A 12,520-nucleotide genomic window follows, 5' to 3' on the forward strand; every position below is an offset into this window, starting at 1 on the left:
GCTGATCGGTAGGCGGCCTGTTAATGGCCACCTTATTGCGTATATAATTCAGGCTTCGCTCAGGACGAGCAAGAGACATTCACTTCTTCAGGGATCGAAGACATGCCCCAGGCAACCGGACTGCAGTTCACGGCCACCCTTGGCCAACTCCCCAAAGACCTGTTCGTGGTCGCCCGTTTCGAGCTGACCGAGTACCTTTCCAGGCTCTGCTACTGCAAGCTGGAACTGGCCAGCACCTCGCCCGACATCGCCCCCGAAGACGTGTTGGAACAGCCCGTGGAACTGGTGATGTGGCAGGATGGCGTTCCGCTGCGGCGCTTTACCGGCGTGATCAACGAATTCGTCCGGGGCGACTCCGGCCATCGCCGCACCCGTTACGACGTCATCGTCCAGCCACCCCTGTGGCGCCTCGACCTGATGCACAACAGCCGCATCTTCCAGACCCAGGCCACCGACGCCATCGTGCGCACCCTGCTGGAAGAGCGGGGCCTTATCGATACCGCGTTTGATCTCAAGCGCACCCCCGAAGAACGGGAATACTGCGTCCAGCACCGGGAAAGCGACCTGGCCTTTGTCGAACGGCTGGCCGCTGAAGAAGGCTGGCACTACCGCTATTACCACGGCGATGTGGAAGGCAACGACCAACCCGCTCTCATCATCGCCGACCACCACGGCGACGCCCCCAGGCTCGACCCGGTGGAATACAACGCCAAGGCTGGTGGCAGCACCCGCCAGAGTACCGTCTTCCAGTTCCGCTACCGGGAACGGGTGAAAGCCGCCTCCGTGGCCATGAAGGACTACACCTTCAAGAACCCCGCCTACGCACTGATGCACGAACACCAGGGCGACAAACTGGACGGCCAGCGGGAAGACTACCAGCACTACGACTACCCCGGCCGCTTCAAGCAGGACGCCAGTGGCCAGCCCTTTACCGAAAGCCGTCTCGATGCCCTCAGGAACGACGCCGCCATCGCCGATGGCCAGAGCAACCGCCCCGACTTCACCGTAGGTGCCAAAGTCGAACTCACCGACCACGACAACCCACGCCTGAACCGGGAATGGCTGTTCACCAGCATCACCCACACCGGAGAACAACCCCAGGCCCTGGAAGAGGATGGCAACAACGGCGCCACCACCTACCACAACGCCTTCAACGCCATCCCTACGGACCGCACCTGGCGGCCCCAGGTCGAACACCGCCCGTTGATGGACGGCCCCCAGGTCGCCCTCGTCACCGGCCCCAAAGGCGAAGAGATCCACTGCGACGAACACGGGCGCGTCAAAGTGCGATTCCCCTGGGATCGCTACTCAAAGAATGACGAACACAGCAGCGCCTGGCTCAGGGTCAGCCAGGGCTGGGCCGGTGGCCAGTATGGCTTCATGGCGCTGCCGAGAATCGGCAACGAAGTCATCGTCAGCTTCCTGGACGGCGACCCGGACCAGCCGATCATTACCGGAAGAACCTACCACGCCACCAACACGCCGCCGTACGCGTTGCCAGAGCACAAGACCAGAACCACTCTCAAGACCCAGACCCACAAGGGTGAGGGCAGCAACGAACTGCGGTTCGAGGACGAAGCGGACAAGGAACAGATCTACGTCCACGCCCAGAAAGACCTGGACCTGCTGACGGAAAACAACCGCACCGAAGTCATCAGGAATGACAGCCACCTCACCGTGGACAACCACCGCAAGGCCCACATCAAGGGCAATGACCACGCCACGGTGGATGGTGAGAAGCGCGAATCCATCGGCGGTGACTCAAGCCTCACCGTCAACGGCAGCTACCACAGCAAACAGGGCAAGAACCAGCTCATTGAAGCCGGCAGCGAAATCCACCACAAGGCCGGTATGAAAATCGTGATCGAAGCGGGTGCGGAAGTAACCCTGAAAGCCGGTGGTAGCTTTGTGAAGGTGGACCCCAGCGGTGTGACCGTGTCCGGGCCCATGGTGAAGATGAATTCCGGGGGTGAGCCTGGAAGTGGGGCCGGCGCTTCGGCCCAGGTTCCAGAAGTACCTCAGCTTTTATCGGAAGGTGTTGCGCCAAATAACGATCAAGCGGTGCTGGGCGGCACGAATCAGAGATCTAACGCCAGCCCTGATCCTTCAAGAGCTAGCCTGCTGAAGGAGGCTGCGGATTCAGGCAACCTGGCTATTACCAACTGTGAGTATGATGAGCATGGACGCTGCATATTACATAACCACACTTGAGGAGATGTCTCCTAAGAGTGACAAACCTCAGGTTGCTTCTTATGCGATTATCGACCTGGCCATAGCTCACGACTTCCTGAAACAGCTCTACAATGTAATGGCCAACGAAACCGTTGCGTGGTGGAGTTTGTTTGAAGGCAGTGAATGGCAACCAAATTGGTCTAGTGGTCCAATCCTGGTGGACCTGCGAAACAGCCATTCGCTTACACAGCAGCTTACGGAAGACATGGAGGCCCGCCCCCTGGGTGTCCTGATCCATACATCGTTGGAGCCGACAAACCTGCGGGATCGTTGTCAGAAGTGGTTACTTGGCTCGGAAAGTTCGCGGCTACTGCGCTTTCATGAACCCAGGATGCTCGGGCCGCTATTGTGCGTCATGGGGGACGCGCAGCGGCATCAGTTTGTGCCTCCGGGGGAACAGTGGACCTGGCACGATGGCGGGGTTTGGCGAACGCACATAGCGGCAGTTACCGATAATGCTGTGCTAAATGAAGAGCCCCTATCCCCTGTCAGTGAGGATCAGCTTCGACAAGCATCCCATTACCGGCTCGCCGCCCAGGCCCAGGATTTCGCCAGCTATTACGAAAGTAACCTCATTTCGCACAAAGATCCCTCTGTTTGGGTTTTGGACCGGTTGTTGGAAGCGCATAGGGCAGGGATGACAAAAGTGTCGGACCAGGAACGCTGGTTACGATTGGCCATAGTGCATGGTGATGACTTTCCGGAAATCAGGGAGTACCGGGAAATTCTAAAACAGGAACAATGGTCAGCTAGTGAAAGGCTGACAGCTATGGAAAGCATAAGGAAGTCGGACTATGTCGCAACAGCATGACGTACAGCCAGGAAATAACTTGGCTCCGCCACGAGCCGCAAATGATTCAAGTTCCACCGAGGCCTCTTGCGCCGATTGTCAGGTCGAGTTTGTCGAGTTACTCCACATTACTGGTGAAGCGGATGTGGTACATGCACTGACCGAGAGACAGTGCAATGAGTTGAGCCATGCGATCAACGAACTTCGGGCGCCATTGCAAAAGCTTCAACAGGCGGAAGGTAAATCCCAGAACCGTATTCCCGAAGCCAAGGCAGAAGTCTGGCGGGAATTGAAAGAGCTTGATGCCTTGCCGCCGACGTCTACAAGCAATTCCGCTGGAGAACTGCTCCAGGAATATCGGGGGCGATGGCAGCACGCGCAACAACGCCTTGATCGGCAGGAGCGCCGACGTGCTCGTATCCGCAGAGAGGTGGAACAACTTCGACGTGAGGTCTTGAGCCCGATGTATCGGCGCCCAACGAATGAGCCGAAGGATCAACTGACTCTTCGAATGTTTATCAGACTCTCTCACGAACTGGAACGGACATTGCCGGATATCGAAACCGTTCTGAATGCTCACCGAAACAGTGTTGTAAGACAGCAGCAAGCCTTTGAAACACTGGATGAGCGGATGGAATACCTTCGAGCGGGGCTAGAGGCGGAGATTGCGTACCGTGTTGAGCGGGCTTCCGGTAACGCTAGTGACGAAACCCTGGCCCAATTGGCCCATGAAACCAGGGTTCTCAAAGAGCAGACACGTTGGCCGGAGTTCATCGCTGAGAGGGATATCGCAGCGTTAGCAAGGCGCAGGGAGCGACTGAATCAAATCGAGAACACACCAACCCCCTCTTGGTGGCGCTCTCTTGCTGAGTACTTTTCTACGAGCAGTCCGACCCCAACGATGTGGAGCCTGGTGGATACGGAAGAAGTAGAGCAGTATCGGGAACTTCAGGACGAAAAAGAACAATTGTTGTTGGAACAGGAGCAAGCCCTAAGCCGTTTGGTGGAGGGTAGCCCGCCGTCCAACAATGAGGTATTTGCCAGCCCGAATGTTGGTAATACCCGAGCCTGGAATGTGGTAGAGATTAAGCGCTCCGGTGAATCCGGTTACCGTTATATACACCGGGAGGCGCTGGAGCAACTTCGCCGGGGATGGCGGCCGATGAGAATGGCAGACGTGAGAGAAGCGATGTCTGCCAACCAGTTCAAGGGAGCAGGCAAACAAGCCTTGAGTGCCTTGCAGACAAGCCGTGAGCTGAAGCTCAAACTCGCAGAATGGAAGAGTAAGGAAGACAACTTTTTCAATCAACTCAATATTGAGTTGTTCAAGGAAGATATATCCACAAGCGATGGTCGATTCTCGGCGGCGACGGAAGCACAGATGTTCCGCTTTGCCGCCCAAGCCGGATTGTCGGCATCCTACAATCCGGTTAAGCAGGAAGCCCATGTGGGTGGCAAGATGGAGGGTGCTTACAGCTTGCTTGAAGGCAAGGCCTCCCTGGCAGCAAAGTTTCCTAACGAGGGTGGCATGCCTTTCAGACTGTCCTACCAGGACAGGAAAGGCGAATTGGTTTCGCTGCATTGTGGCCTTATTCGGGCTGATGCGGAATATGTTATTCAGGGCTTCGCAGGCGCCTGTGCTTCGCTGGGAGCCAGTGTGAAGGTGGCTTCCGCTCCCCAGAATGTTGGAATTAGTGGAGAGTCCAACGGCGAAGCATTTGTTGGCGGTACCCTGAAAAACGAAGCGGCCTTTAGTGTGAAGTGGAAAGCGGCATATGCGGAGGTTCAGGGAGATCAGGCCCCAGGCCAGGGTGAAACCCTTTCCGAAGAAGAACAGGAAAGGCGGGATGGGGCGGATAAGGACTTCAAGTCTTTGCTGGAGGTAAAGCCGGAACTCGCATTGTCTGCGGGGCTCGGAGCAGGATTCGAGTTTAAGATCGGGCTATCTCCACAGGATAAGATTTATATGACTTTGAAAGGTCACTTAGTTCTCGGGCCTGGCGGTGGCGGTGGCGTTGCAGCTGAACTGAGCGTATTGCAGGTTGTGGAACTGGTGCAGTTTATACGCTGGTCCTTGGAGCAGTCCGATTTCCGGTTCCTGGAATGGGTAGAGAGCGAGGCGTTTTCACTGATCTCCCTAATGTTACGTGTTCAAGCGATCAGCGGCGAAGATTTGGTCGATATCGTAGCCAAGCCAATTCTCGATCTTAGGAAATATTGGGATGAAGCCAGGGAAAGTTACCAAGCGGCCATTAATGCAGCGAGTCAACTGGCGACAAATGGTGAGATTGCCACTTACACACCTGAAGCCAAGGCGGAATTGCTTCACTTGTTTTCAAAGAATGTGTCTCGGGTCCCTCGCCAGAATGGGGATGACCACAGGCAATTGGCATCCGCCGCTTTCTCTGTTGTGAATACTGTAAAAACGCACCGAGAGTTTACGGAAATACTCCGGCGTATGGGACAGGCAGGGGGAGCTAAGGGTAGCGTAGTTGATCTCAAGAATAACTATGTGAGTTTGGTACTGCGGTTCTTGTATCAATCGCCCAACAAGGCCCAGGATACAGAACAATGGCTTTCGACGTTATACTCTTAACCATCTGCTCCCTCCCGTTTGGTCGGAAGCCTAGTTTCTTACACAGCGGAACCCGCTATTCAGTGGTACAGCTGATTCAGGAACTACTCGCCGGGAAACGGTAGAACTGTTGATAATTGGACCTTCGTAGTCAGCACCACGCATGACTCTTTCGGGTTCTTTTTGTTTAGGGGTTACGGGTACCGCTTTACCTGTTTCTGGGCCCGTGGGATTAACTTTCTCCGATTTCTGGTAGTAATCTGGGGCGGAATAGTCGTTGACCCACTCTGCTACATTGCCGGACATGTCTTAGAGCCCGAGCGGGTTAGGGGATAACGGCCGGGCGGTTCGGGGATATCCAGATCGTTGCCGTAACGGGCCAGAGCGGGGGCATTGGCTTCGCTGATATTCCTTCCCGGCTCCAGTGTTCCGTTGTCGGTTGCATGGCGAAGCGGTTTACCTGCCGAGCGTGCTGCATATTCCCACTGGGCCTCAGTGGGCAGATCCACTTTGTGACCAGTCTGTTCCCCTAGCCATAGACAGAATGCTTTAGCATCGTGCTAGGAGACAGGTGCGGGGAGCTCGCTTGCAAAGCTTTCAGGGGACTCACTGCGTTTGTCTTCCTAAAAGCGCGCTTTAATTTCGTGTCCTGAGGCTTCCACAAAAGTCTCAAAATCCCCTTGGGTGACTTCGTACTTTTGGATATGAAAGTCATCAAGCACTACATCATGAGCGGGAACGGTATCGGCCCCCATGGCCCATCCGCCTGGGTTGCCCATCAGGAATTCACCTCCTTCAACGAACACCATGTTGTCCATGTTGCGCTGGACCATCTCAATGGCGTGTCAGTCGTTGATGGCATCGCAGCCAGTCAGGGCCGTCAATGATAACGCAAGCACGAGGGATTGCTGGGCACGGCGGGCGTCCAGTCCATTGAGAGGCATTCAGTTCGCTGCACAGCGGAATCCGCCATCCAAAGGCGCGAGTGATTGAGTGCCCCGCAATCGAATAACAGTAGAACTACCGACGAGGGGAACCTCGAAGTCCCCTCCGCGCATAACCCTTAGTGGCGCGTCAAAAAAAGAACTGCGCTCACCCGTTTCTGGTCCTTTTGGGTTGACCCGTTCCGAGTGCTGGTAGTAGTCCGGTTGGTAGTAGTCGTTGACCCATTCACTCACATTGGCTGACATGTCATACAGCCCTAGAGGGTTGGGAGGGTAAAGACCGGGAGGTTCGGGGATGTCCTGGTCATTGCCGTAAAGGGCCAGGGCTGGGTCATTGGCTTCGCTAATGTTCCGCCCCGGCTCTAGTTCTCCGTTATCAGTGGCGTGGCGAAATGACTTGCCTCCAGAGCGGGCGGCGTATTCCCATTGTGCCTCTGTAGGCAAGTCCACGTTGCGGTCGGATTGCTTCCCGAGCCACTGGCAGAAGGCCTTGGCATCCAACCAGGAAACCACGGCGGGTAGCTCCTCGGAGAACCGCTCGGGATATCGTTGTCTATCGTCTTCATAACTGCGGGCTTTTATCACATGACCAGAGGCTTCCACAAAAGTCTCAAAATCCCCTTGGGTGACTTCGTACTTTTGGATATGAAAGTCATCAAGCACTACATCATGAGCGGGAACGGTATCGGCCCCCATGGCCCATCCGCCTGGGTTGCCCATCAGGAATTCACCTCCTTCAACGAACACCATGTTGTCCATGTTGCGCTGGACCATCTCAATGGCGTGCCAGTCGTTGATGGCATCGCAGCCAGTCAGGGCCGTCAATGATAACGCAAGCAAAAAGGATTGCTGGGTACGGCGGGTGGTCATAGTCATTCCAGTCCATTGAGTGACATTCCATGTACGCGGGTATTCTACCTGTCTGGCTGACAAGGGCCAAGCTTCGACTGGCAGGTAACAAACACGTTGCTTTCGTCCGTTCTGACAAACTGGAAGATCATATGCGCCGATGCTCAGTAGCGGAGAGATATCGAGCAAGGAGTCAGGGGCGGTTGACTGCAAAGGGTATTGATCTAATTCATCTTGGTCTCGCATGAGTGGTATATCAAACAAACATCGCTGCAGTCCGGTAGGCATAATTTCTGTCGAAGCCGGCACCTTTAACGCGAACTGTGTCGGAGACAGGTAGGGATCAAACTTCACCATTTCAATAGGAGCCCATCCGCGTATAATTCCCATAGCCGAAAACAGGTCGTTTTCGGCTACGGACGAAACGATCAAAGGAACTGAGATGAAAACTTTTAAAACCCTGCGTCTTATCTTTACGCTCGTAGGCCTCGGCATGCTGGCCGGCGCCTTTTTCGCATTCCAGAGCACTTCAACCTTTCTTGAAACCGCAACAGCCAAGCCCGGGGTTGTATCTGACCTGATTCGCTCACGGTCCAGTGATTCCAACGCCTATTATCCCATTGTCCGATTTGAGTATGAGTCGGGCAGACCGGTGGAATTTCAGTCCTCAAGCGGCAGCAACCCTGCGAGTTACAGTCGTGGAGAGGAAGTACGTGTACTTTTTGCGCCGGGTGAACCGGAGTCGGCACGTATCGATGATTTCTTCTCGCTTTGGGGCGTGGCCCTTATTGTCGGCGGGATTGGAGCAGCGTTCTTTTTGGTTGGCGCTGGTATGTTTGTGGTGCCTGCCATCAGGAACGGGAGTGCGGCAAAACTGCGCAAAACGGGACAGCTGGTTCAATCCCGCTATCAGGGGGTGGAAAGAAACGAGAGGCTCGTTATGAATGGTAAGAGCCCATATCAGATTGTGTGTCAGTGGCAGAACCCGGTTACTTCAGATATCCACGTATTCAGGAGCGGTAACCTGTGGTTCAATCCCTCAAGCCATATCCTTGGTGATTCGATCCCTGTTTATATCAACCCGACAAACCCCGGGCAGTATTGGGTAGATACCTCCTTTCTGCCAAAATTGGCGTCCTGAAATTGAAGTGGGGAGAGACCATCCATGTCTCTCCCCCCAAGCTCACGCCTCCCGCAACTCCCGAGCCGCAGCCACCATTCCCCTCAACGCCGGAATCACCTCATCCCACGACCGGGTTTTCAACCCGCAGTCCGGGTTGATCCAGAGCCTTTCGGCGGGGATTCTTTCCGCGGCCTTGTTCATCAGCGACACGATCTGCTCAGTCCCCGGCACGTTGGGCGAGTGAATATCGTAGACACCCGGACCAATATCATTGGGATACTGGAATCCCTTGAAGGCATCCAGCAGCTCCATGTCAGATCGGGAGGTTTCGATGGTGATGACATCGGCGTCCATGCGGGCGATGGCTTCGATGATGTCGTTGAATTCCGAATAGCACATATGGGTGTGTATCTGGGTTTCGTTTTGCACGCCATTGGCGGTAATCCGGAAGGCTTCGATGGCCCAGTCCAGGTAGGTCTGCCAATCGCTCTGGCGCAGGGGCAGGCCTTCTCGAAGGGCGGCTTCGTCGATCTGAATGATGTTCACGCCAGCCTGTTCCAGGTCCAGTACTTCCTCGCGGATCGCCAGTGCCAGTTGCAGGCAGGTGTCTTTCCGGGGCTGGTCATCGCGCACGAAGGACCAGTTGAGGATGGTGACCGGGCCGGTGAGCATGCCTTTGAGGGGCTTGTCGGTCAGGGACTGGGCGTAGCGAATCCATTCCACGGTCATGGCTTTGGGCCGGGAAATATCGCCGAACAGGATGGGCGGTTTCACGCAGCGGGAGCCGTAGGATTGCACCCAGCCAAAGCGGCTGAACACGTAGCCCTCCAGTTGCTCGCCGAAGTACTCCACCATGTCGTTGCGTTCCACCTCGCCGTGGACTAGCACGTCCAGCCCCAGTTGTTCCTGCTCTTGGACGCAGTGGCGGATTTCTGCGCGGATTCGCTCCTGGTATTCCTCGGGTGCGAGTTCGCCCTTGCGGTACTTGAGCCGCGTTTGGCGGATATCCTTGGTCTGGGGGAACGAGCCGATGGTGGTTGTGGGGTAGCGTGGCAGCTTCAGGTGGCTGGCCTGGATCGCGGAGCGCTGCTGATAGCTGCTTTTGCGCTGGCCCAGCTCAGGCGTAATGGCTGCGACTGCCCCGCGAACCTCTGGGTCCGTTACGCGGGTTGAGTTCCTGCGACTGAGTATGGCGTCTGCATTGCTCTTCAGTTCCCGGGCCACCGCATCCTGGCCATCGGTAAGTGCCGTTGCCAGTAACTGCAGTTCTTCCAGCTTTTGCCGCGCAAAGGCCAGCCAGGAGCGTATTTCCGGGTCCATGGTGGTTTCGTTGTTCAGGTCCACCGGCACATGGAGAAGGGAGCAGGATGGCGCTATCCACAGCCGTTCTTGCAGCTTCTGGTAGACCGGTTCGAGCCAGTCGAGGGTTGCCTGCAGGTCTGTCTTCCATATATTGCGACCGTCGATCACGCCCAGTGAGAGAACCTTGTGCCCCGGCAGCCAGTCCGTCACGCGGGACACTTCGTCACGGGCGTTTGTTGCATCCAGGTGTAGGCCGGCAACCGGTAGCTCACAGGCCAGTTGCAGGTTTTCCCGCAGTTGGCCGAAGTAGGTGGTCAGAAGCAGTTTTACCGGGCTGGCCTTGAGGTTGTGGTAAGCCAGGTTCAGGGCGTGCCGCCAATCGCCTCCCAGTTCGGTGACCAGGATGGGCTCGTCAATCTGCACCCACTCCGCGCCATTGTCGGCAAGAAGCTGCAACAGCTCCGCATAGACCGGCAGTAAGTCATCCAGCAGGCTGAGCCGGTCTGTATCGTCCTTGGATTTGCCAAGCCAGAGGTAGGTGACAGGGCCGATGATAGCTGGCTTGGCATTGACGCCTACGGCCCTGGCTTCGGCCAGTTGTTCCAGTAAACGTGTGGAATTCAGGCTGAACCGTGTGTCCGCGTCGAATTCCGGGACAATATAGTGGTAGTTGGTGTCGAACCACTTGGTCATTTCACCGGCATGGACGCCACAGCAATCGTTATCAGCCGGGGACCGGCCACGGGCAATGCGGAAGTAGCGGTCCAGTTCGTGGTCATCGGCCTTGCCTGAGCGCTTGGGCAGGTTGCCGAGTGTGGCGCTCATGTCCAGTACCTGGTCGTAGAGCGAGAAGTCGCCGACCGGCGCCAGCGTGAGCGGGCGCTGCCTCTGCCAGTTGCTGGCGCGGAGCCCTGCCGCGGTTTGCTGTAGGTTGTCTTCGCTTAACTCGCCTTTCCAATAACCCTCAAGGGCAAATTTGAGTTCGCGACGTTGGCCAATTCTGGGAAAGCCCAGGTTATGGGTGGTTACCATGATGAATCTCCTGTCGTCATTCAGGCCTTCAAGGCTAGTGCTGATCTGACATGAAAAATAATGGTAAAATCTCATGAATCCATGAATTTTTTTCAACTAAGGTCGGCCAATGATAGAGCGCAATCATCTGGAGATCGTCCGTGAAGTGGATCGGAGCGGCTCATTGACGGCGGCGGCGGACGCGCTGTGCCTCACCCAGTCTGCCCTCAGTCATGCCATGAAGAAGCTGGAGCAGCAGCTGGGAACGCCCGTGTGGGTGCGTGAAGGCCGTAAACTGCGGCCAACTCAATCCGGGTTGTATTTACTGTCACTCGCGAATCGTTTGTTGCCGCAGTTTGAGCATGCCGAGGAATTGGTGGGTCAGATTGCCCGAGGGCAGCGGGGCAGCCTGCGAATCGGTATGGAATGTCATCCCTGTTACCAGTGGCTGCTCAAGGTGGTTGGGCCGTATCTTGAGCAATGGCCAGGCGTGGATGTGGATGTGAAGCAGCGCTTCCAGTTTGGTGGTATCGGTGCTTTGTTTGGCTACGACATCGATGTGTTGGTGACGCCGGACCCATTGCACCGCAAGGGGCTCGTTTACGAGCCGGTCTTTGATTACGAGCAGGTTCTCGTAGTGCCGAGCGATCACCCGCTGGCCTCCAGGCCTTGGGCGGAGCCATCTGATCTTGAAAGTGAGACTCTGATTACCTATCCGGTGGATGCCGAGCGGCTGGACATCTATACCCGGTTTCTGGTGCCGGCCCACAGCAGCCCGGCCCGGCATAAGACCATTGAAACCACGGACATCATGCTGCAAATGGTCGCGGCAGGGCGGGGGGTATCGGCACTGCCCCGTTGGCTGGTGGAAGAGTACGCCCATCAGATGCCGATCAGCCCGGTACGGCTGGGGCGGGAGGGTATTGATAAGCAGATTTTCCTGGGCCTCCGTGAGCGGGATGTGGATGTGGCCTATCTTCAGTCGTTCATGACGATGGCGCGGGAAACGACCTGGGGGCTGGATTGAAGCTGGAATCCGTCGCAACTTTGGTTGAGATGTTCGCGGGGGCGTCGTTCTTCGGTTAAAATGCGCGAAATTATTCATCGGGGACATGTGACCATGAGCGAAACACCCGCAGATCTGAAATACATTGAAACGCACCAGTGGGTGCGTGTGGCCGACGACGGCACCGCAACCGTCGGAATCACGGATTTTGCCCAGGATCAACTGGGGGATATCGTTTTTATTGGTGTTCCGGATGTGGGTTCGACGGTAACTGGTGCTGAAGAGGCGGGTGTTGCCGAGTCGGTGAAGTCGGCGTCTGATGTGTTCAGTCCGGTGACCGGTGAGGTGATTGAGGTCAATGAGAGCCTGGAGGATGAGCCTGAGAAGGTGAATGAGGATCCTTATGGTGATGGCTGGTTGTTCCGGGTGCGGTTGGCGGATGCCGGTGAGCTGGATGGCCTGATGGATTCTGTGGCCTATGCGGAGCATGTGGCTGCCGAGGAGTGACCCCGCAGATTGCTTCGGAGTTAGGATCAAGCCGGGAGGGCCTTCCAAAACACGCCTCAAGACGTCCTTGTGCGGCTTGGGCTCCGCCATCCATGGCTCCGCACAGTTTTGGAAGGCCCTCCCGGCTTGATCCCCGGACTTCGGTGCTGGATTCGTCCTTAATTTCCTCTCCTTCTTCAAT

Annotated in this window: 10 protein-coding genes and 1 pseudogene; 7 read left to right on the forward strand and 4 right to left on the reverse strand. The window is 56.2% G+C overall.

Going from position 1 to position 12,520, the window contains the following annotated elements; genetic code table 11:
- Positions 1–102: 102 nt before the first annotated feature.
- From JJO78_RS18390 to JJO78_RS18400, 3 genes are read left to right on the forward strand one after another with little or no spacing between them, the layout of a single operon-like run.
- Positions 103–2,211: a type VI secretion system Vgr family protein gene (locus tag JJO78_RS18390; protein ID WP_273624403.1), complete on the forward strand. Its 2,109-nt coding sequence runs from the start codon at positions 103–105 to the stop codon at positions 2,209–2,211.
- Positions 2,180–3,043: a DUF4123 domain-containing protein gene (locus JJO78_RS18395; protein WP_177190644.1), complete on the forward strand. Its 864-nt coding sequence runs from the start codon at positions 2,180–2,182 to the stop codon at positions 3,041–3,043. Before JJO78_RS18390 ends, JJO78_RS18395 begins: the two co-directional genes overlap by 32 nt.
- The gene (locus tag JJO78_RS18400; protein WP_273624404.1) at positions 3,027–5,618 is read left to right on the forward strand and encodes a hypothetical protein; all 2,592 of its coding nucleotides are present in this window, start codon (positions 3,027–3,029) and stop codon (positions 5,616–5,618) included. Before JJO78_RS18395 ends, JJO78_RS18400 begins: the two co-directional genes overlap by 17 nt.
- A gap of 30 nt (positions 5,619–5,648) precedes the next feature.
- Here the strand turns inward: JJO78_RS18400 and JJO78_RS20620 are convergent, their stop codons facing one another.
- Complete coding sequence (locus tag JJO78_RS20620; RefSeq protein WP_443094035.1) at positions 5,649–5,903, reverse strand: SUMF1/EgtB/PvdO family nonheme iron enzyme; 255 nt, start codon at positions 5,901–5,903, stop codon at positions 5,649–5,651.
- Positions 5,888–6,376, reverse strand: a pseudogene (locus JJO78_RS20625) (formylglycine-generating enzyme family protein). Before JJO78_RS20625 ends, JJO78_RS20620 begins: the two are co-directional and overlap by 16 nt.
- Here JJO78_RS20625 and JJO78_RS18405 point away from each other — a divergent pair.
- A complete protein-coding gene (locus tag JJO78_RS18405; RefSeq protein WP_273624405.1) occupies positions 6,296–6,484 on the forward strand; it encodes a hypothetical protein in 189 nt (62 codons plus the stop codon). The pseudogene JJO78_RS20625 and the gene JJO78_RS18405 sit on opposite strands and share 81 nt — an antisense overlap.
- A gap of 57 nt (positions 6,485–6,541) precedes the next feature.
- Here JJO78_RS18405 and JJO78_RS18410 read toward each other — a convergent pair whose 3' ends face one another.
- Entirely contained in the window at positions 6,542–7,411 is an 870-nt protein-coding gene (locus JJO78_RS18410) for a formylglycine-generating enzyme family protein (RefSeq protein ID WP_051946566.1), read from the reverse strand.
- A gap of 421 nt (positions 7,412–7,832) precedes the next feature.
- Here JJO78_RS18410 and JJO78_RS18415 point away from each other — a divergent pair, with 421 nt between their 5' ends.
- Positions 7,833–8,531 (forward strand): DUF3592 domain-containing protein, encoded by a 699-nt coding sequence (locus tag JJO78_RS18415; protein WP_036203531.1) that lies wholly within the window; start codon positions 7,833–7,835, stop codon positions 8,529–8,531.
- A 42-nt stretch (positions 8,532–8,573) separates the two neighbouring features.
- Here JJO78_RS18415 and metE read toward each other — a convergent pair whose 3' ends face one another.
- Positions 8,574–10,847: a 5-methyltetrahydropteroyltriglutamate--homocysteine S-methyltransferase gene (metE, locus tag JJO78_RS18420; protein ID WP_273624406.1), complete on the reverse strand. Its 2,274-nt coding sequence runs from the start codon at positions 10,845–10,847 to the stop codon at positions 8,574–8,576.
- A gap of 109 nt (positions 10,848–10,956) precedes the next feature.
- On the opposite strand from metE, the gene JJO78_RS18425 reads away from it, so the two are divergent.
- On the forward strand, positions 10,957–11,853 hold the full coding sequence (locus JJO78_RS18425; RefSeq protein ID WP_036203537.1) for a LysR family transcriptional regulator: 897 nt from the start codon (positions 10,957–10,959) through the stop codon (positions 11,851–11,853).
- A gap of 93 nt (positions 11,854–11,946) precedes the next feature.
- The gene (gene gcvH / locus JJO78_RS18430; protein WP_036203540.1) at positions 11,947–12,339 is read left to right on the forward strand and encodes a glycine cleavage system protein GcvH; all 393 of its coding nucleotides are present in this window, start codon (positions 11,947–11,949) and stop codon (positions 12,337–12,339) included.
- The last annotated feature ends 181 nt before the right edge of the window (positions 12,340–12,520 follow it).

This window comes from Marinobacter sp. DS40M6 (genome assembly GCF_028581595.1).
Lineage (GTDB): Bacteria > Pseudomonadota > Gammaproteobacteria > Pseudomonadales > Oleiphilaceae > Marinobacter > Marinobacter salarius.